Genomic DNA, 19074 nt, shown 5'->3' on the forward strand with positions numbered 1-19074 from the left:
CGAACGATGTGTCCGCGCACCACCCTTCACCGGGGTTCGGCGGGTTCGAACCACGTGGGTCCGTCGTACGCCGCCTGCTTGATGCGGGTGACGGCGAACTCCTCCATCTCGGGCAGCTCGTCGACGGCGAACCAGCCCACCTCCAGGGACTCGTCGTCGTTGACCCGCGCCTCGCCGCCGACCGCGCGGCAGCGGAAGCAGACGTCCATGAACTGGCAGACGTCGCCGTTGGGGTAGACGACCGGCTCCAGGGTCTCCACAAGGACGATCCGCTCCGGCACGCAGCGCACCGCGGTCTCCTCGTACACCTCACGCACCACCGCCGTGGCGGGCTGCTCGCCCGGCTCCGGGATGCCACCGATGATCGACCAGCGCCCGTTGTCGGACCGGCGGCCGAGCAGCACCCGCCCCTCGTCGTCCAGGACGATCGCGCTCACTCCGGGCAGCGGCAGCAGGGCGTTCCCCAAGGAGGTGCGCAGTTCACGGATGAAGTCGGGCGTGGGCATGCGCCCGAGGGTATCGGCCGCGAGGCCCCCGTTCGGACCATGTGCCGGTCGTCCACGGCCCCGTGCCACCCGGCGTGCGCCCCGCACGCGGACGGGCGCACACCACGCCCACCGCTGCTCGGGGCCGTCGCCGGGCGCGATCCGGAGGCGGAACTTCTTCGTACGCATATTCGCCCCAACGTTTCTGCACGGGTCCTCCCACGGCGCACCGGCAGCCGCTACGGTGTCAGTCCTTGCCCGCGCCCGGGGCCGGCCGTGCCGCGCCGTGGCGCGGCGCCCGTCAGCGCTCGGGGGGTCGACGGGATGGCGACGCCGACGGCGATACGACATGGCGCTTCGGAGCGCGGGGCGGCGCCCGATGTCGTGGGCGCCGCCCTTCTGAGCTGCTGCGCCGTCTGGGCGCTGGTCAGCGCGGCCGGGCGCGCGGCGCGCCCCGAAGGGACCCTGCTCGCGCTTCTCGCGGTGACCGCCGGGTACGCCTGCGGCCGGATCGCGGGCTCGCTGCTGCCGGTCGCCGCCGCGACGACCGGCGCGCTGGCGGGGGCCGTGCTCACCGTCGCCCCCGAGCAGGCCGCGTCCACCGGCGGCGTCACGGTGGACGCGGCGCGGCTGACGCTGGCCACCGGCGCCGCGTGCTGCGCCGCGTGGGCCGCCGGCCCGGGGCCGCTGCGCCGGGCGCTGTGGCTGTTGGCCGGCGCCCTGGCGGCGCTGGCCCTCGCCGCCGGCTGCGCGGCCGGCTTCGTCGCGGCGTGCGGGGTGCTGCTGTGTTCCCTGGCCGCGGGGCGGGTACGGCACCGGCTGCCGGCGCTCGCCGGGCTGGCGCTGGTGGCGGCGCTGGCGGTCGGCTCCACCTGGGCGGTGGCCGCGAACGCCCTGCCGCGCGGGCTCTCCACCTCCCTGGAGGGACAGCTCACCGAGCATCGGGTGCGCCTGTGGCACGACGCCGCCACGATCACCGCGGAACATCCGCTGCGCGGGGCGGGCCCCGACCTGTTCGGTGAGGTCAGCCCGGCCTCCCTGCAGTCGGCCGAGCCCCACGGCACGCCGTACTCCGCCCCCATGCAGCAGGCCGCCGAACAGGGGCTGCCGGGGGCGGCCCTGCTGGCCGCGGCCTTCGGCTGGACGCTGTACGCGCTGTGGCGCTCGCCCCGCGCCACGGCGGTCGCGCTGACCGCCGCGGCCGCCCTCACCGGGCTCGCCGTCCAGGCCGCCGTCGGCAACGCGCTGAGCTCCCCTCAGATCACCGCCGGCGCCGGCCTGCTGGCCGGCCTGGCCACCGCCCGCCGCCCCGGCGCCCCGACCGAGCCCGGCTGATCCGATCGAGCCCGGCTGATCCGGCCGCGCCCGGCTGAACCCGAACCAGCCCCGGATGCGGCCGAGCCCGGCCGCGGGCGCGGGCACGGCCCCGGAGACCGGGCCGGGCGCCCGGAGGCCGGGGCCCCAGGCCAGGCCGGGAGCCGAGCTCCGCACGGGTTCGGCATCCGAAAGGCGCCACCCCACACCCCACCCGCGCGCGACGCCGACGCCCGTGGCACCCCCAGGCAACTCCGGGCAACCCCATGGCGCCCTGCCTCGGAGGGACGCATCGGCGACCTGCCTCCGGGGCGAACCAGCGGCCCGCCCCGGGGGCCACCGCCGTCGGACGCCGCCGTGTCGTCGTGTCGTCGTCCGCGAGCCGTCGCCGCGCCCCGCGCGGGCGGGGGTGGTCCGCCATGGCACCAACGGCCCGCCCGCTGGCATGGGTGCTCCCCGCGCGGGCGAGGGTGGTCCGATCGCGGTGGTGAAGTGGGCCTGGCACGGACGGTGTTCCCGCGCGTGCCCGAGGAGAACGCCCACCGTGCGTACGACGCGCGCGGGCGGCGGCCCGAGCATGCCCGTGTGCCGCGGACGGCACGGGGACGGTCCCGCACCGGAGCGCCCGCGCCCGTGTTCGCGCGGGACGCGCTTCCTCCAACAGCCCTCGGAGAGCACTCTCGTCCCCATGCCCCCGCCCGCGCGGGACGGGCGTGCGCTCGCCGCCCTCAACAGCCCGCGGGGGTGTGAGGGCGACCGCTACGCCTGTGACGCCGGGCGGGCCCGCAGCCGCAGATGATCGCGGACGACCCGGACCGCGGCTTCGGCATCGTCCACGGTGACGGTGAAGACCCGGCCGTCGGAGAGGTGGAGGGCGATCCCCTCGCCGCGCCGTACGATCACCGCGGTACCCCTCTCGGGGCGCCAGCGGTAGCCCCAGCCGCCCCACTGTCGGGGGGTGACCCACGGGACGAACTCGGCGCCGACGACGTCCTGGAGGAGGATGCGGCGACGCGGCACGCCGATGTGGCCGCAGCGCACCTCCAGGCAGTCCTTGTCGACGCGCACCGCTACCTGGACGAAGGCCAGCGTGCCGAACAGCACGAGCAGTCCCGCCGCCACACAGCCGATGACGGACATGAGCAGCGGGGCCAGACCGGAGGTCCACGCGGAGTCCACCGCCAGCTCGACGCCGAGGGCCATGCAGCCGGCGCCCAGGAGGGCCAGCAGCCACTGACCGCGGTTGGTCGCGCGGCCGGTCCACACCTCGGGCGGTCGCTCCGGCGAGTGCGGCATGGGGTCCGTGGGATGGTCCCTCATGGTGGCAGCCTACTCACGTTCCGCCTCGCGGGCAGGGAGCGCGGGCCGCCCGTTCGACCGACCCGTGAGTAGGTCTCCAACCCGCGCGGAGGGCTCCCGGCTCGTGGGTGGGGCTCCCGGCCGCGCGCCCGCGCGGTCCGCGCCAGCCACCGTACGGACCCGCGCGGTCCGCGCCAGCCACCGTACGGACCCGCGCGGTCCGCGCCGGCAGCCGTACGGAACCGGGCGTCGCGCGCGGAGGCCCGCGGTCCCGCGCGTCACGCTCCCGGAGCCCGCGCGCCGCGTCGGGGGGCGGGCGGTACAGCGCCGCGGGCGCGTTCCACCGAAGGCAAGGGTTCCGCCGAACGGGGGTTCCGCCGAACGGAAACGCCCGGTGTCGCCGAACGGGGACGCCCGGTGTCGCCGAACGGGGACGCCCGGTGTCGCCAAACGGGAACGCCCGGTGTCGCCAAACGGGAACGCCCGGTGTCGCCGTACGGCGCCGACGCCGAGCGCGCGGCCGGTCCGCGCCGAGGGCCGCCGAGCGGCCCGCGCCTAGCGCCCCGCGACGCCCGCCGGTGCCAGCAGGCCGCCTTCGGCGTAGTCCAGGGCCTCCACCGGCAGGGCGGACTCGCGGCCGGCGAGGAGCACGGTCAGGGTGCCGGAGGGGGCCACGGTGCCGGCCGGGGCGGGGGTGGCGCCGATGCGGCGCAGCGCCTGGGCGGCGACGGCGCCGGCGGAGCCGTGCAGCACGATCGGCGGCGCGCCGGCCGGCTGGACGGCCGCGCGGATGCGCTCGGCGACCAGTTCGTAGTGGGTGCAGCCCAGGACCACGGCCCGGACGTCGCGGGGCGTGCGGGCGGCCGCGTCGGCCACCGCGGCGTCGATCGCCGCCGCGTCGGCGTGCTGGACCGCGTCGGCGAGCCCGGGGCAGGCCACCTCGGTGACCTGGACGCCGTCGGCGAAGTCGCGGATCAGGGCGCGCTGGTAGGGGCTGCCGGTGGTGGCGGGTGTGGCCCAGATGGCGACCGGGCCGCCGCCCGCCGCCGCGGGCTTGATCGCCGGCACGGTGCCGATCACCGGCAGCGCGGGCTCCAGCTCGGCCCGGATGGTGGCCAGGGCGTGCACGGAGGCGGTGTTGCAGGCGACGATCAGCGCGTCCGGCCGGTGCGCGGCGGCCGCGCGGGCGCAGGCCACGGCGCGGGCGGTGAGGTCCTCGGTGGTCCGGGGACCCCAGGGCATGCTCTCCGGGTCGGAAGAGAGGACCAGATCGGCGTCGGGCCGCAGTCGGTGCACGGCGACTGCCGCCGGGAGCAGACCGATTCCGGAGTCCATAAGCGCGATCTTCACCAGGTTCTCGCCTCGCTCTGTCGATCCTCGCCACTCCGTTGTGGCCCGTCGGCCGCCCCCCGGGCGCCGGATACGGCGCGAAAGCGACACCGGGACACTTTAGTCGATCGTCTGTGCGCGCCTCGGGGCGGCGGACCCGTCGGTCGGGCAGACTGCGGCGGATGAGCGCGCTGACGTGGATCGCCTGGGCGTCGTCGGGCGCCTGGGCGTGGCTGCTGCTGGGACAGGGGTTCTTCTGGCGCACGGACCTGCGACTGCCGGCCCCCGGAGGGGTCGGGGACGGCCCGGGCGGCGCGGGGCCCGGGAGGGCCTCGGAGGGCGCCGGCGAGGCCACCCAGGGCGCGCCCGAGGGCGGGCCTGGCCCGGGCGGCGCGGGGCCCGGGAGGGCCTCGAAAGGCCCCGGCGCGGCCGCACAGGGCGGGCCGGACGGGTCCGCGGAGCCGCCCTGGCCCTCGGTCGCCGTGGTGATCCCCGCCCGGGACGAGGCCGAGGTGCTGCCGAGCAGCCTGCCGTCGGTGCTCGCGCAGGACTACCCGGGGCGCGCCGAGGTCTTCCTCGTCGACGACGGGAGCACCGACGGCACCGGCGAGCTGGCCCGCGCGCTGGCCGCGGCGGAGGGTCACGGGCTGCCGCTGACGGTGTCCTCTCCCGGCGAGCCGGCGCCCGGCTGGACCGGCAAGCTGTGGGCGGTGCGGCACGGCATGGCGCTGGCCCGCGCGCGCACCGACGCCGAGTACCTGCTGCTGACGGACGCGGACATCGCCCATGAGCCGGACAGCCTGCGGGAGCTGGTGCGGGCCGCGCGGAGCAACGGCCTGGACCTGGTCTCGCAGATGGCGCGGCTGCGGGTGGCGACCGGCTGGGAGCGGCTGATCGTCCCGGCGTTCGTGTACTTCTTCGCCCAGCTCTACCCCTTCCGCTGGGTCGGCCGGACCGATCGCCGCACGGCCGCCGCGGCCGGCGGCTGCGTGCTGCTGAGCCGGGCCGCCGCCGAGCGGGCCGGGATCCCCGGCGTGATCCGGCAGGCGGTCATCGACGACGTCGCCCTCGCGGGGGCGGTGAAGTGCGGCGGCGGCCGCATCTGGTTGGGGTTGGCCGAGCGGGTGGACAGCGTGCGGCCGTATCCGGGGCTGCGCCCGCTGTGGCGGATGGTCTCGCGCAGCGCGTACGCACAACTGCGGCACAACCCGCTCCTGCTGGTCGCGACCGTGGCGGGGCTGGCGGTGGTCTATCTGGCACCTCCGGTGGCGGCCTGCACGGGTCTGCTGACGGGCGGCGGGGGGCCGCTGCTGCCCGGGGCGGTCGCGTGGGCGGTGATGGCGGGCACCTATGTGCCGATGCTGCGCTACTACCGGCAGACGCTGTGGCTGGCGCCGCTGCTGCCGTTGTCCGCCGCCCTGTACCTGCTGATGACCGTCGACTCGGCGGTCCAGCACTACCGGGGGCGCGGCGCGGCCTGGAAGGGGCGTACCTATCCCCGTCCCGAGGCCGCGCCGTAGCCCGCCCGTCATGCCGAGGACATGACCGCCCGGTAGGCGTTCGCCGTCACTTGCGGCCCGGGGTCCAGTTCATCCCCCACCCGTAGGCGTGGTCCAGGGTCCGCTGCGGGCTGACGCCGCGGTCGGGGACCAGGTAGCGGGCCTCTCGCTGGACGACCAGGTCACCGCCGTTGTTGGTGATGAGGGCCAGCGCGCAGACCGGCGAGGGCACGGTGCACTCGTCGAGCGAGAACTCGATGGGCGCGCCGTGCTGCGGGGTGAGGGTGACGGTGGCGCTGAGGTTGGCGAAGCTGCGCGCGCCCTCGTAGACCGACACGAAGACCAGGATGCGGCGGAAGGCGTCCTTGAAGTCCAGGTTGACGGTGAGGTTCTCGCCGGAAGCCCGGGCGCCGGTCCGGTCGTCGGCGTCGAGGTGGATGAAGGGCGGCTGGTGCAGCGACCCGAAGGAGTTGCCCAGCGCCTGCACGACGCCCTTGCTGCCGTCGGCCAGTTCGAAGAGGGCGCCGAGGTCGAGGTCCAGGTCGCCGTGGAGCGCCATGACCTTGCCGAGCTTCTGCTGCCAGCCCTTGAACTGCTTGCGCACCTCCCAGTTGAGGTTGACCCGCAGGACGCCGGCGGTCCCGCCCTGCTTGGTGAGCGAGACGGTGGGCGCCTCCTTCGTCAGGGTGACCTTGGTGAGCCGCACCGGCGCGCCCGCGGTGGCCGGGGCGGCGGCCGGCGGGGGCGGCAGCGGCACGGACGCCCCGGCCGGCGGGGGCGGCGCGACCGGCGGCGCGGCGGCCGCGGGCGGCGGCGCGACCGGCGGGACCGGGGCCGGGGCCGGGACGGAGGCCGGGGAGGGCTCGGCCTCCGGGTCGTCGACGGTGATGCCGAAGTCCGTGGCGAGGCCGGCCAGTCCGCTGTCGTAGCCCTGGCCGACGGCGCGGAACTTCCACGCTCCCTGCCTGCGGTAGAGCTCGCCGAGGACGAAGGCGGTCTCGACCGTGGCGTCCGTGCTGTCGAAGCGCGCCAGCTCCGCGCCGCCGGCCGCGTCCAGCACCCGGATGCGCAGCCCGGGGACCTGTCCGAAGCGACCGCCGTCGGCGGAGGCCACGAGCACGATGGTCTCGATGGCGGGCTCCACCCCGCCCAGGTCGACGGCGAGGGAGTCCGTCACCTCGCTCCCGGACGTGCGCTTCCCCTCGTGGCGGACCGCCCCGGAGCCGTGCGTCGGCTGGTTGTAGAAGATGAAGTCCGCGTCCGAGCGGACCTTCCCCGACACCAGCAGCAGCGCCGAGGCGTCGACGTCCGGCACCCCCGCTCCGGTCTGCCAGCCGAGCTCGACCCGCACGGCCGACACCGGAATCTGAACATTGGCGCCCTTGGACATCGCCATCTGTTCCCCCTGCCCTTCTCTTCGTTTCGCTTTTGTTCGCTTTCGCGAGGTTCTCGACTCGTCAAGCCAACCGCGGGTAACCCGCCAAGACGCGCTCTTTACACGATCTCAACGGCCTTCGGCGACCGATTTTCCCAGGTTCGCTCTGATTGGGGAGCCGCGACCACGAGAAGCCCATGAAACAACCCTCTTATCGGACTCCCCAACCAGCACATCGTGGGCTTAACTTATGGACTATGACCTCCCCCCGCTCTACCTACGGCGGCGGCTACTACTCCTCGCCGTCCTTCCCGGACACCCCCATCTACGACAGTCTCGTCGCCGAGCGGGGGACGCCGCAGATCGCGCCCATCCGGGTCCCCTCGCCGTACGACCCCAGCGGCCACTTCCCCTCGGCCGCGCCCGCCCTGCCGGCCGCGCTACCCGCGCTTCCGGCTGCCCCGTCCCACCACACCCCGCCGCACGGCTACCCGGCACAGGGCCCCGCCCAGCCGCAGCCCGGCGGACTCCAGCACCCGCCCGCGCCGTACATTCCGCCGCAGGCGAACGGCCCGCGCGGTTACCCGGGCCCGCAGCCGTACCCGGCCCAGCAGGCGGCCCCGCAGCCGCAGCGTCCGGCCCTGGCCGGGCCGGGCGGACCGACCGGCTATGAGGCGATGCGTCCCGCGATGCCCCGCCCGGCCGCGCCGCGCCCCGCCGCGTACGAGGACCAGTACGGCCGCCAGCAGCAGTACCCGAACCAGGGCTACTGACCGAGGCTGCCGACGGGGCCGGACCCCTCCCTGACGGAGGGTCCGGGATCCCCCGCGCCACTCAGCCGACGACCCCGCGGGGGGCGAGGCCGTCGGCCGGTATGCCGTCGTCCGGAGGTGCGGGCGCGCCGCGCCCGCACCTTCGAGCCGTGACACCGGGAGGCCGCGCGCCCGCCGGGCGCGCGGCACGTCCGTCACCCACCGCCTGGCCCGACGGCCGATCGCGACGCCCGGGGGCGCCCCGGCACGCCCGCGCTCAGTGCCCCGGCAGGCTGGTCCCGTACGGGCCGTAGAGGTCCAGCAGCCGGGTGCGTGCGCTCTGCAGCCGGTGCCCCATCGCCTGGGCGCAGGCGAGCACCAGCTCGTAGCCGAGCCGGGTGTCGTCCCGGCAGAGCTGACGCACGACCTCCGATTCGAACTCATGTGCGCGCACCGGGCTCAGTGCCTCCGCCCCCAGGTGCCAGCCGCCCGGCGGGAACAGCCAGGACCAGCCCAGCAGCTCGCCCGGCCCCAGGGTCTCGATCACGGCCGGTCGCCGCCCGGGGACCCGCATGTCCAGGGTGACCGAGCCGGTGCGGATGATCCAGAAGCGGTCGGCCTTGCCGCCCTCCTCGAAGATCCGGGCACCCGAGGCGAAGGCCACGTCGTGCGCGAGCTCCATGAGCCGGGCCCGGTGCTCCGCGCTCAGCCCGCTGAGAAGTCGACTCATGACCTCACTGTGCAACTTCGTCGGCCGACGCGCCTTTCGACGGGAGCTGTGGCATGGTCGGTCGAGGGGGCGGTTGGCGCGGGCGGCAGGGAGCCCGCGGTGGAGTACAGGTGGACGGAGCGCGCCGGCCCCCAGACGTCACTCCCTCGGGGAGGGCAAGGCATGGAGACACGGTCCTCGCTCACCGACATCGCCGTGGAACAGCTCGACGCGCACTGGCGCGCCCTGAACTACCTCTCCGCCGGACAGATCTATCTCCGTGGCAACCCGCTGCTCACCGAGCACCTGCGGCCCGACCACATCAAGCCCCGGCTGCTGGGGCACTGGGGCACCTGCCCCGGGCTGAACCTGGTCTACACCCACCTCAACCGCGTCATCTCGGAGCGGGACCTGAACGCGGTGTGCGTGTGGGGCCCCGGGCACGGCGGGCCCGCGGTGCTCGCCGGCGCCTGGCTGGAGGGCACCTACGGCGAGCTGTACCCGGACGTGGGCCGGGACGCGGCGGGGATGGGCCGGCTCTTCCGCCAGTTCTCCACCCCGGGCGGCGTGCCCAGCCATGCCGCGCCGGACGTCCCCGGCTCCTTCCACGAGGGCGGCGAGCTCGGCTACTCACTCGCGCACGCCTACGGGGCGGCCCTGGACAACCCGGACCTGGTGGTCGCCTGCGTGGTCGGCGACGGCGAGGCGGAGACCGGCCCGCTGGCCGCCTCCTGGCACGGCAACAAGTTCCTGGACCCGGTCCACGACGGGGCCGTGCTGCCCATCCTGCACCTCAACGGCTACAAGATCGCCAACCCGACGGTACTGGCCCGCATCCCCGAGGACGAGCTGGACGCCCTGCTGCGCGGCTACGGCCACGAGCCGCTGTACGTGAACGCCGAGCCGGACAGCGACCCGGCCCACGTCCACCGCTCCATGGCGGCCGCCCTGGACATGGCGCTGGACCGCATCGCGGCCGCCCAGCGGGGAGCGCGGGAGGGCGGAGGGCATGGACACGCCCCGCGGCCCGACGACGCCCCGGACGGCCTCGGGCGCCCGCGCTGGCCGATGATCGTGCTCCGCACGCCCAAGGGCTGGACCGGCCCGGCGGAGGTGGACGGGGTGCCCGTGGAGGGCACCTGGCGCGCCCACCAGGTGCCGCTGGCCGCCGTCCGGGAGAACCCGGACCGGCTGCGGGAGCTGGACCTGTGGCTGCGCTCGTACCTGCCCCAGGAGCTGTTCGACGAGGAGGGGCACCCGCGCGAGCCCGTGCTGGCCTTCGTACCCTCGGGAGACCGCCGGCTGGGCGCCAACCCGCACGCCAACGGCGGCCGGCTGCTGCGCGAGCTGCCGCTGCCCGACCTCGCCGACCACGCGGTCGACGTGGACAAGCCCGGCACCCGGCTGCACGAGCCGACCCGGGTGCTGGGCGGGATGCTGCGGCAGGTGATGGCCGACACCGCCGAGCGCCGCGACTTCCGGGTCATGGGCGCCGACGAGACCGCGTCCAATCGGCTGCAGGACCTGTACGCGGCCACCGACAAGAGCTGGCAGGCGCGGCTGCTGGAGGTGGACGAGCACCTGGGGCGGCACGGGCGCGTGATGGAGGTGCTCTCCGAGCACCTGTGCCAGGGCTGGCTGGAGGGCTATGTGCTCACCGGGCGGCACGGCCTGTTCTCCTCGTACGAGGCCTTCGCGCACATCGTCGACAGCATGGCCTCGCAGCACATGAAGTGGATCGCGACCGCGCGGGAGATCCCGTGGCGGGCGCCGGTCGCGGGCTTCAACTACCTGCTCACCTCGCATGTCTGGCGGCAGGACCACAACGGCTTCTCGCACCAGGACCCGGGCTTCGTCGACCATGTGCTCAACAAGCGGCCGGACGTGGTGCGGGTCTATCTGCCGCCGGACGCCAACACGCTGCTGTGCGTCGCCGACCACGTGCTGCGCACCCGGGACGTGGTCAACGTCGTGGTCGCCGGCAAGCAGCCCTCCTTCGACTGGCTGACGCTGGAACAGGCGCGCGCCCACTGCGCGCGCGGCGCCGGGATCTGGGAGTGGGCCGGCACCGAACGCCCCGGCGTCGACCCCGACGTGGTGGTGGCCTGTGCCGGCGACGTGCCCACCCAGGAGGCGCTGGCCGCCGCCTCACTGCTCCGCGAACACCTGCCGGAGCTGGCGGTGCGGGTGGTGAACGTGGTGGACATGACGCGGCTGGTGCCGCGGGACCAGCATCCGCACGGGATGCCGGACAAGGAGTTCGACGCCGTCTTCACCCGCGACAAGCCGGTGATCTTCGCCTACCACGGCTACCCCTGGCTGATCCACCGGCTCGCCTACAGGCGGACCGTCCACCCGCAGATCCATGTGCGCGGCTACAAGGAGATGGGCACCACGACCACGCCGTTCGACATGGTGGTCCGCAACGACCTGGACCGCTACCGGCTGGTCATGGACGTCATCGACCGGGTGCCGGGGCTCGCGACACACGCGGCCGGGCTGCGCCAGACCATGGCCGACGTCCGCCACCGGCACCACGACTGGGTGCGTCAGCACGGAACGGACCTGCCCGAGGTGGTGGACTGGAGCTGGCCGGGCTAGGCGGCCGGAGCGGGTCCGAGCGACGGCGTCCGCGACGCGCTGATGGACGGTCCTCTCGCCCCGCTCCAGGCAACAGGGAAGCGATCAGTCGAAGTCGAGCGGAACTCATCTCCGCATCGGCCACTTCAGACCAGATCAGATGCAATGCGCGACAACAGCGGTCGCGCCGGGCAGCCATACGAAGCCACAGTCCGTCACGCCGTAGCCTCTGCTGCCAACCACAGACAGCGCACGGCCATCAGGGGGGCGACACCGAATGCCTGCCCGGGACGCGGAAGCGGCACAGGCGGCGGCCGACGGGAACTGCGACCGGTCCATACCCGTGCACCGGATGCGCCCGGGCGACCACGCCTTCGTCAGCTATGACGACGACGAGACGCGGTGGGAGGTGCTGACCGCCTTCACCTGGCTCGGGCTGGCGCGGGGCGAGAAGGTGATCGTCCTCCCTCCTCCCGGAGTGCCGGAGTACGAGGTGCTGGACCGGCTGGACGCCGGCAGCCCGGCCGTGGCGGCCGCGCGCCGCCGCGGCCAACTGGTGATCAGCAGCATGGCGCAGCTGATCGCGCCGGATCGGGAGTTCACCGCGGAACGGCAGATGTCCCGACTGGCCGAGGAGTCCGCACGGGCGGTCCGAGACGGCTACCGGGCGCTCCGTGCCTTCATCGACATGCACTGGGTGGCCGCGCTCGGCGCCGCCATCGCCGCCATGGAGCACCGCGAGACCCACGCCGCCCACCTGTTCACCGGCCGCCCCTACAGCGAGATCTGCGCCTACGACCGCCGGGCGTTCACGGCGGAGACGCTCAGAGCCATGGCCAGAGCCCATCCACGCACCCTCATGGAACGGCTCGGCTCGCTGCGCGCCGGCTATCCTCTGCCTCAGCTGCTCCACCTCAGCGGCGAGGCGGACGCCGCCACCCGCGAGCGGTTCACCGCGGCGCTGCGGGAGGCGGTGGACCGGACGAGCGTCCACCGTCGGCTGACGGTGGACCTCACCGACCTCCACTTCCTGTCCTTCGGCTGCGCCGGCGACCTGCTGTCGATCGCCCATGGCGCGACCGGCCACGAACGGATCACGGTTCTGTGCGACAGTTACCTTTCCCTGACGCTCCGCCGGCTCGGCGCGGACGCCGTACCCCACCTCACCCTCGCCGAGGGGAGGCCCCGGTGCTAGCCGATCCACGCCGCCCGGCCGACGACGACTCCGGCGCCCCGCAGTGCCTGCTGCGCCGCCGCTTCACCGCCCGTGAACTCCCCGAGCTGCGGGTCCAGGTCGAGCAGTGCGCCGCCTGGGCCGGGCTGTCGGAGATCCGCCGCGGCGACTTCGTCCTCGCCGTGGACGAGATCGCCACCAACGCGGTCGAGCACGCCGGCGGCAAGGGCACGCTGCTGCTCCGCCGGATCGGCGAGGAGTTGGAGTGCCAGATCACCGACTCCGGCCCCGGCTTCTCCGCCGATGTGATCCCCGAGCTGCTGCCCGGCCTCGACGGCGCCACCACCGGCCGTGGGCTGTGGCTGACCAAGCTGGTCACGGACCGGCTGACGGTCGCCGCGGGGACGAGCGGCGCGGTGGTCACGCTCGCCATGCGGCTCTCCTGAGCCGGGCCCGGCCGGCGACCCCGGCGACCCCCGGCGGCCTCAGCAGCCCCGGCGCCCCCCGGATCGGCCCCTTCCGGGCGGCTCCTCCCGGGTGGATACGGGCGGCTACTTCTGGGCGCTCGCGCCGAGCTCGAACAGCAGCCAGATGAAGGCCCCGAGGGCGTGTGCGGCGACGACGTAGATGAAGACCCGCAGCGCGACGCCGCGCTCCTTGTACTCCTCGGTGCCCGCGCCGTTGCTGACGGGCACGGGGCGGGGCGCGGCGGGGGTCTCGTCGGTCATGCGGACAATCGTACGAGGCCGGTACGGAACGGGCGGAGGCTCCCCACGCCTCGGCGCAGGGCGTCACGGACGGCGAGCGGGTCGAGGCCGCGACCTCGACCTCGACGGCGCCACGCCGGAGCGAGGCCGCGAGCTCGGCCACGACGGGGCGACCACATCGGCCACGAGGGGGCCGGGCGGGGCCGCGAGCCCGGCCGCGGCCGCGCGGTACGCGGCGCCACGCCTCGGCTGACCGGTCAACTCGGCCTCCTCCGCGCACGCTACGGTGGGGCCTTCACCACACAGCAGGCACGGTACGCACGCAACGCGCGCACGAGGTGGGGGCTCGACAGCACCATGGCACACGGCTCAGTCGTCCAGGTGACGCACACCGGAACGTCGCGCTGGCGACGCCGCACGGGAGAGTACGCCTCCCTCGCCGCGGCGCTGGAGGCCGCCACCGACGGCGACGTGCTGTCCATCGCCCCCGGCACCTATCGCGAGAACCTGGTCGTCAGCCGGGCGGTCACTCTGCGTGGCCCGGACGGCGCGCGCGGCGTGGTGCGGATCGCCCCGGCCGACGGCGTCGCGCTGACCATCCGGGCCTCCGCGACCGTGCAGGACCTGCACATCGAGGGCCAGGACGCGGCCTCGCCGGCGCTGCTGATCGAGGACGGCACCCCGGAGCTGACGGACCTGCGGGTGGCGACCCGGTCCGCGGTCGGCATCGAGGTGCGGGGCGGGGCCCGGCCGACCGTGCGCCGCTGCACCGTCGACAACCCGGCCGGCGTGGGCGTGAGCGTGCTGGACGGCGCGGGCGGGGTGTTCGAGGAGTGCGAGGTGGTCGCCGCCGGCCAGTCCGGGGTCGCGGTGCGCGGCGGCGGCCATCCGCGCCTGGAGCGCTGCCGCGTCCACCACACCTCCGGAGCGGGGCTCTCGGTCACCGGGGAGACCAGCGCCCTGGAGGCGATCGGCTGCGAGGTGTACGAGGTCAAGGGCGCGGGGGTGCAGGTGTCCGCGCGGGCCACCGGGCACCTCACCGACTGCCGTGTGCACCGAACCTCCGCCGACGGGGTCAACCTCGACACCGACGCCGTCCTCACGCTCGCCGACTGCGACATCCACGACGTCCCGGAGAACGGCGTCGACCTGCGGTCCCGCTCGGTGCTCACGCTCACCCGCTCCACGGTGCGCCGCTTCGGGCGCAACGGCCTGTCGGTGTGGGACCCGGGCACCCGCGTCGACGCCAACCAGTGCGAGATACAGGACAGCACCGGCGACTACCCGGCGGTGTGGGTGAGTGACGGCGCCACCGCGGTGCTGGACGCGTGCCGGGTGCACGACGTTCCGGACGCGCTCTTCGTACTGGACCGCGGCTCCCGCGCGGACGTCGTCGACAGCGACATCTCCCAGGTCCGCAACACGGCGGTGTCGGTCAGCGACGGCGCCACCGCCCAGTTGGACGACTGCCGTATCCGGGAGGCGTCGACCGGGGCCTGGTTCCGCGACCACGGCAGCGGCGGCACCCTGGCCGGCTGCACCATCGACGGGGTGGCGACCGGGGTGATCGTCACCAAGGGCGCCGACCCGACCGTCGAGCGCACCACGGTGAGCGCGCCCTCCGAGGCGGGCTTCTACGTCTCCGCGCAGGGCCGGGGCACCTTCCACTCCTGCCGGGTGACCGGCAGCAGCGGCTACGGGTTCCACATCATCGACGGCTGCCGCACCACGCTGACCCGCTGCCGCACGGAGCGGTGCGTCCGGGGTGGCTACGAGTTCGCCGAGCCGGGGCCGGTCAGCGAGGACTGCACCAGCGACGAGAGCGCCACCAGGGCGGCACCGGATCCCCTGGTGCCGCTGACCGCCACCCAGCCGATCGGCGCCACCGTCGGGCTGCTCGGCAGCGTGCCCACACCGCGGACCGCCGAACCGCCCGCCACCTCGGCGACGCCGGCGCCGGCCCCCGGCGGCACCGCGCGGGAGGCCAAGGAGGTGTTGGGCGAGCTGGACGCGCTGGTGGGCCTGGAGAGCGTCAAGCGCGAGGTGCGCGCCCTCACCGACATGATCGAGGTGGGCCGCAGACGCCAGCAGGCCGGACTCAAGGCGGCCTCCGTCCGCCGGCACCTGGCCTTCACCGGCTCCCCCGGCACCGGCAAGACCACGGTGGCCCGGCTCTACGGCGAGATCCTGGCCTCCCTCGGCGTGCTGGAGCGCGGCCATCTGGTGGAGGTCTCCCGGGTGGACCTGGTGGGCGAGCACATCGGCTCCACGGCGATCCGCACCCAGGAGGCGTTCGACCGGGCACGCGGCGGGGTGCTGTTCATCGACGAGGCGTACGCGCTGTCGCCGGAGGACGCCGGCCGGGACTTCGGCCGGGAGGCGATCGACACGCTGGTGAAGCTGATGGAGGACCACCGGGACGCGGTGGTGGTCATCGTCGCCGGCTACACCGAGGAGATGGAGCGGTTCCTGACCGTCAACCCCGGGGTGGCCTCCCGTTTCTCCCGCACCATCACCTTCGGCGACTACACCCCGACCGAGCTGGTACGGATCGTGGAGCAGCAGGCGGAGGAACAGGAGTACCGGATCGGCGCGGGCGCGTCTCAGGCCCTGCTGGCGTACTTCGCCGCGATCCCCAAAGGCCCCGCGTTCGGCAACGGCCGCACCGCGCGGCAGACGTTCGAGGCGATGGTGGAGCGGCACGCCGGTCGGGTCGCCCAGCTGACCGACCCCACCACCGAGGAGCTGACGCTGCTCTACCCGGAGGACCTCCCCGAACTCCCCTGAGCCGCACGGCCCCCCGCGCGGGCGCGCGGGGCCGCCCGCGCGGAGGTTACGGGACCGCCCGCGCGGACGTACGGGACCGCCCGCACGGAGGTATGTGACCGCCACAAGGCCGCTCGCGGCCGCCTCGGCGCCCGCCCCCGGCGGCCGTCGGCGCGTCGTCCCGGCACGGCCCCGCACGTCACGACGCGTGTCGTCCGCGCGGGCTCCCCGTGGGCCCTGGCGGTGCGTCAGTCCGGCCGATCGGAACGAGGAGAATCCCCGGTGGACGTCGACGGAGTCGTCTGCTCGGGCACGGCCGCGGAGGCGGTACCCACCTGCCCGGTGGCGTCAGGGCCAGCGGGTGCCGGGGCGTCCCCCACGGGGCCGACGCCGTCCGAGACGGCCTCCACCACCGCGGTGACCGCGGCCCCGGCCGGGTCGGCCCCCGAGGGACCGGCGTCGTCCCGAGCGGCCTCCGCACCAGCGATCACCACGACCCCGACCGGGTCGACACCCGAGGGACCGGCGTCATCCGCGCCAGCGGTGACCGCGGCCCCGGCCGGGTGGGCGGCGGGGTCTCCGGCCGGGGCGGGGGCGGGGTGTCGGGTCGGGGCCGGCAGGCGGGCCAGCAGGGCCGCTCGTTCCCGGTCGAAGGCCGGGTCCGCCTGGTAGTCGGAGTGGCCGAGGATCGGCGCGGGCAGCGGGTGCTCGGGGGTGCGGCCGTAGGCGAGCGGGTCCTTGAAGGCGCCACAGTCCACGTCCGCTCCCGCCCCGGCCGGCAGGCGGATGGGGCCCCCGATCGGGTCGGTGTAGCGCCAGAGGTTGCGCCAGCAGCGGACCTCCCGGTGGAGCGCGCGCAGCGGGCCCGGGCCGAAGTAGGCGGGGAACCAGCGGCCGTACAGCCGCTCCAGGGGCGAGCCATAGGTGAGCAGCGCCACCCGGCCGCGGGCCTCGCGGTCCAGTTGCCAGACCGCCGCGGCCGCCAGCACGCTGCCCTGGGAGTGCCCGGAGATCACCAGCCGGCCGCCGGTCTGCTCGGTCCAGGTCCGCATCCGCCAGGTGAGGTCGGGCACAGCCCGCTCGGCGTAGCAGGGCGGGGCGAGCGGATGGGCGGCGCGCGGCCAGAAGGTGCCGACGTCCCACAGGATGCCCACGGTGCGGCGGGCGGACGGGCTGCGGTAGGCGCGCCGGGCCCAGGTGACGAAGGTCAGGAAGGCCAGCCCCATCAGCCAGGAGCCGAGGGCCTGCGCGGTCTCGGCGGCGGCGTCCACGACGCCGGGTGCGTCGTCGGCGGCCCGGCCCGGCACCTCGCCGGTCCCCCAGGCCCCGGCGACCGCGCAGGCGCCGAGCAGCAGCGCGCACAGGGCGACCGGGCCGACGATGGTCGGCACGTCGTCGGTGGCGCCCGCGCGGGCGACGGCGCCGGCGATGCGGCGGGTGCGCACCCCGTCCGGTCGCTCGCCGGGATAGCCGTGCGGCACGGTGTGGATCTCCCGGCCGCGGACCCGCCACACCCGCAGCGCGACCACGCCGGCCATCAGCACGAGCACCCCCAGCAGCACGGGGACGACCGCGGCCTGCCAGGACAGCAGCACCGGAGGTCCGGGCATCGGCGCGCCCGGCATGCCGGGGGTGGCGCCGCCGTCGATCCAGTCGGCAACCCGCTGGGCCACGCCCCCGGCGAGCACCCCGCCCAGTCCGCAGGCGAGCATCGCCACGGTCGGGCCGCCGAGTCCCTTGAGCGGGGTGCGGGGGGTCGGCGCCGCGCGGTGCAGCACCAGAGCGCATCCCGCCAGCCCGATCACGAGGGCGACCTGGAGCAGGACCAGGGCGCCGAAGACGCCGTCTCCCGGCAGCCGTCCTCGGGAGCTCCACCCCGGGCGGGACCAGCCCGCGTAGAGCAGGGCGAGGGCGAGGCAGCCGAGTGCGGCGCCGGGCAGCGCCGTGATGGTGAGCCGGTCCAGCCTCTGGTCCATCCGGTTCTCGCTGCGGCCTCGGCGGCACACCACGGAGAGCACCACCAGGGCGCCGGCGGCCAGCAGGGCCGCCAGCAGCCAGCCGGCGACGTCCAGCGCCGTGCTGCCGCCGGGCCGCCGGTCGTGGCGGGCGGCGGCGGCCGTCACCGCGGCGGCGACCGTGAGGAAGCCGGCGGCGGTGTGGGCGGCGCGGAGTCGGGCGACGAGCCGGCGGCCGTACCAGAAGCCGGGGAGGCGGAGGGCGGGGTGGTCGCCGGCGGCGGGGTCGTCCTCGCCCACCGGTCGGCCGGCGGGCTCCTGGGACTCGTAGGCGCTCCAGGTGCGGTTGGAGAGGTACCACAGCAGCCCGGTGAGGGCGGCGGGCAGCACGGCGGCGAGGGCCAGCCGGCGGCCGGGCTGGCTCCACCAGCCGCCGTCCTCGGCGGACATGAAGCCGAGCCAGGAGCGGTCCGCGACACAGCTCTCGGTGCCGGCGCACTGCCAGGCGAACAGGTCGAGCACCACCTCGCAGGCGCCGGCGACCAGCAGCACGGTGAGGCTGAGCGCCACCAGCCGGACCAGGAGGCCGTAGGCGCGCACGCGCGGGTCGCGGCGGCTGGCGGCGGGCGGGCGCATCCAGTGGGCCAGGTTGGCCACCATGAAGGGCAGCAGGAGCAGCCACAGCGCGCGGGCGCCGTTGCCGGAGGTGAGGTTGGACCAGCAGTACGCCTCGCGCACCGGTTCCGCGCGGTAGTCGTGCGGCCGTTCCTCGGCGTCGCCGTCGTCGATGCGCCGGTAGACGCCGGCCGTCTCGTCTCCGGTGACCCGTGTGGTGCGCGGGTCGGTGAGCATGTCCTGGGGCGTCGCCCCGCCGACGCCGTGGACGAGGAGCTCCAGTGCGGGCGGCCCTTCGTCCCGGCCCGTGGACGTGTCGTTCGTCGTGGTCGATCGCGTGCCATCGCGCATGGATGGTGCCACCGTGTCCCCCGAGTCCGGTGTAAGTCCTCCGCTCTCAGCATGGCTTGGGGCGCGCCGCAGAGCGCGCGATATCGGGCGGGCGAGGCGAAACCGTGACCTACGCCCCCGGCGGGCGCTCGCCGGACCGGCCGTCGGTGGCCCGTGCGAAGATG

General features: G+C 75.3%; 14 protein-coding genes. 7 read left to right on the forward strand and 7 right to left on the reverse strand.

Annotated features, from left to right (window positions below; all coding sequences use genetic code 11):
- Nucleotides 1–26: 26 nt before the first annotated feature.
- Nucleotides 27–506: an NUDIX domain-containing protein gene (locus LRS74_RS04495; RefSeq protein WP_277739750.1), complete on the reverse strand. Its 480-nt coding sequence runs from the start codon at nt 504–506 to the stop codon at nt 27–29.
- 363 nt (nt 507–869) lie between these two features.
- On the opposite strand from LRS74_RS04495, the gene LRS74_RS04500 reads away from it, so the two are divergent.
- Complete coding sequence (locus LRS74_RS04500) at nt 870–1820, forward strand: O-antigen ligase family protein (protein ID WP_347178097.1); 951 nt, start codon at nt 870–872, stop codon at nt 1818–1820.
- A gap of 738 nt (nt 1821–2558) precedes the next feature.
- Here LRS74_RS04500 and LRS74_RS04505 read toward each other — a convergent pair.
- Nucleotides 2559–3095 carry a hypothetical protein gene (locus LRS74_RS04505; protein WP_277744596.1) on the reverse strand — a complete coding sequence of 179 codons (537 nt, stop codon included), beginning with the start codon at nt 3093–3095 and terminating at the stop codon, nt 2559–2561.
- A gap of 558 nt (nt 3096–3653) precedes the next feature.
- A complete protein-coding gene (locus LRS74_RS04510; RefSeq protein ID WP_277739752.1) occupies nt 3654–4448 on the reverse strand; it encodes an aspartate/glutamate racemase family protein in 795 nt (264 codons plus the stop codon).
- A 161-nt stretch (nt 4449–4609) separates the two neighbouring features.
- On the opposite strand from LRS74_RS04510, the gene LRS74_RS04515 reads away from it, so the two are divergent.
- On the forward strand, nt 4610–5947 hold the full coding sequence (locus tag LRS74_RS04515; RefSeq protein ID WP_277739753.1) for a glycosyltransferase: 1338 nt from the start codon (nt 4610–4612) through the stop codon (nt 5945–5947).
- A gap of 46 nt (nt 5948–5993) precedes the next feature.
- On the opposite strand, the gene LRS74_RS04520 is transcribed toward LRS74_RS04515, so the two are convergent.
- Nucleotides 5994–7322 carry a TerD family protein gene (locus LRS74_RS04520; RefSeq protein ID WP_277739754.1) on the reverse strand — a complete coding sequence of 443 codons (1329 nt, stop codon included), beginning with the start codon at nt 7320–7322 and terminating at the stop codon, nt 5994–5996.
- A gap of 236 nt (nt 7323–7558) precedes the next feature.
- Between LRS74_RS04520 and LRS74_RS04525 the strand changes: the two genes are divergently transcribed.
- Entirely contained in the window at nt 7559–8074 is a 516-nt protein-coding gene (locus tag LRS74_RS04525) for a DUF6643 family protein (protein ID WP_277739755.1), read from the forward strand.
- Between the two features lie 256 nt (nt 8075–8330).
- On the opposite strand, the gene LRS74_RS04530 is transcribed toward LRS74_RS04525, so the two are convergent.
- Nucleotides 8331–8783 (reverse strand): cyclic nucleotide-binding domain-containing protein, encoded by a 453-nt coding sequence (locus tag LRS74_RS04530; protein WP_277739756.1) that lies wholly within the window; start codon nt 8781–8783, stop codon nt 8331–8333.
- Nucleotides 8784–8945: 162 nt separating this feature from the next.
- On the opposite strand from LRS74_RS04530, the gene LRS74_RS04535 reads away from it, so the two are divergent.
- The 3 genes from LRS74_RS04535 (at nt 8946) to LRS74_RS04545 (ending at nt 12962) form a co-directional block, all read left to right on the forward strand.
- Nucleotides 8946–11363 (forward strand): phosphoketolase family protein, encoded by a 2418-nt coding sequence (locus tag LRS74_RS04535; RefSeq protein WP_277739757.1) that lies wholly within the window; start codon nt 8946–8948, stop codon nt 11361–11363.
- A gap of 256 nt (nt 11364–11619) precedes the next feature.
- The gene (locus tag LRS74_RS04540) at nt 11620–12537 is read left to right on the forward strand and encodes an MEDS domain-containing protein (protein ID WP_277739758.1); all 918 of its coding nucleotides are present in this window, start codon (nt 11620–11622) and stop codon (nt 12535–12537) included.
- Nucleotides 12531–12962 carry an ATP-binding protein gene (locus LRS74_RS04545; protein ID WP_277739759.1) on the forward strand — a complete coding sequence of 144 codons (432 nt, stop codon included), beginning with the start codon at nt 12531–12533 and terminating at the stop codon, nt 12960–12962. The genes LRS74_RS04540 and LRS74_RS04545 overlap by 7 nt, the downstream gene beginning before the upstream one ends.
- A gap of 105 nt (nt 12963–13067) precedes the next feature.
- Here LRS74_RS04545 and LRS74_RS04550 read toward each other — a convergent pair whose 3' ends face one another.
- On the reverse strand, nt 13068–13244 hold the full coding sequence (locus LRS74_RS04550; RefSeq protein WP_277739760.1) for a DUF6126 family protein: 177 nt from the start codon (nt 13242–13244) through the stop codon (nt 13068–13070).
- A 336-nt stretch (nt 13245–13580) separates the two neighbouring features.
- On the opposite strand from LRS74_RS04550, the gene LRS74_RS04555 reads away from it, so the two are divergent.
- Nucleotides 13581–16010: a right-handed parallel beta-helix repeat-containing protein gene (locus tag LRS74_RS04555; RefSeq protein WP_277739761.1), complete on the forward strand. Its 2430-nt coding sequence runs from the start codon at nt 13581–13583 to the stop codon at nt 16008–16010.
- Nucleotides 16011–16237: 227 nt separating this feature from the next.
- Here LRS74_RS04555 and LRS74_RS04560 read toward each other — a convergent pair whose 3' ends face one another.
- Complete coding sequence (locus tag LRS74_RS04560) at nt 16238–18910, reverse strand: hypothetical protein (protein WP_277739762.1); 2673 nt, start codon at nt 18908–18910, stop codon at nt 16238–16240.
- Nucleotides 18911–19074: the final 164 nt, after the last annotated feature.

Origin of the sequence: Streptomyces sp. LX-29, assembly GCF_029541745.1 — a bacterium.
GTDB lineage: Bacteria > Actinomycetota > Actinomycetes > Streptomycetales > Streptomycetaceae > Streptomyces.

What these genes read in the sequence shown, in the direction of transcription:
- LRS74_RS04495 (WP_277739750.1), bottom strand. Translation starts at nt 506, where the DNA reads ATGCCCACGCCCGACTTCATCCGTGAACTGCGCACCTCCTTGGGGAAC.
- LRS74_RS04505 (WP_277744596.1), bottom strand. Translation starts at nt 3,095, where the DNA reads ATGCCGCACTCGCCGGAGCGACCGCCCGAGGTGTGGACCGGCCGCGCG.
- LRS74_RS04515 (WP_277739753.1), top strand. Translation starts at nt 4,610, where the DNA reads ATGAGCGCGCTGACGTGGATCGCCTGGGCGTCGTCGGGCGCCTGGGCG.
- LRS74_RS04520 (WP_277739754.1), bottom strand. Translation starts at nt 7,322, where the DNA reads ATGGCGATGTCCAAGGGCGCCAATGTTCAGATTCCGGTGTCGGCCGTG.
- LRS74_RS04525 (WP_277739755.1), top strand. Translation starts at nt 7,559, where the DNA reads ATGACCTCCCCCCGCTCTACCTACGGCGGCGGCTACTACTCCTCGCCG.
- LRS74_RS04530 (WP_277739756.1), bottom strand. Translation starts at nt 8,783, where the DNA reads ATGAGTCGACTTCTCAGCGGGCTGAGCGCGGAGCACCGGGCCCGGCTC.
- LRS74_RS04535 (WP_277739757.1), top strand. Translation starts at nt 8,946, where the DNA reads ATGGAGACACGGTCCTCGCTCACCGACATCGCCGTGGAACAGCTCGAC.
- LRS74_RS04540 (WP_277739758.1), top strand. Translation starts at nt 11,620, where the DNA reads ATGCCTGCCCGGGACGCGGAAGCGGCACAGGCGGCGGCCGACGGGAAC.
- LRS74_RS04550 (WP_277739760.1), bottom strand. Translation starts at nt 13,244, where the DNA reads ATGACCGACGAGACCCCCGCCGCGCCCCGCCCCGTGCCCGTCAGCAAC.
- LRS74_RS04555 (WP_277739761.1), top strand. Translation starts at nt 13,581, where the DNA reads ATGGCACACGGCTCAGTCGTCCAGGTGACGCACACCGGAACGTCGCGC.
- LRS74_RS04560 (WP_277739762.1), bottom strand. Translation starts at nt 18,910, where the DNA reads ATGCGCGATGGCACGCGATCGACCACGACGAACGACACGTCCACGGGC.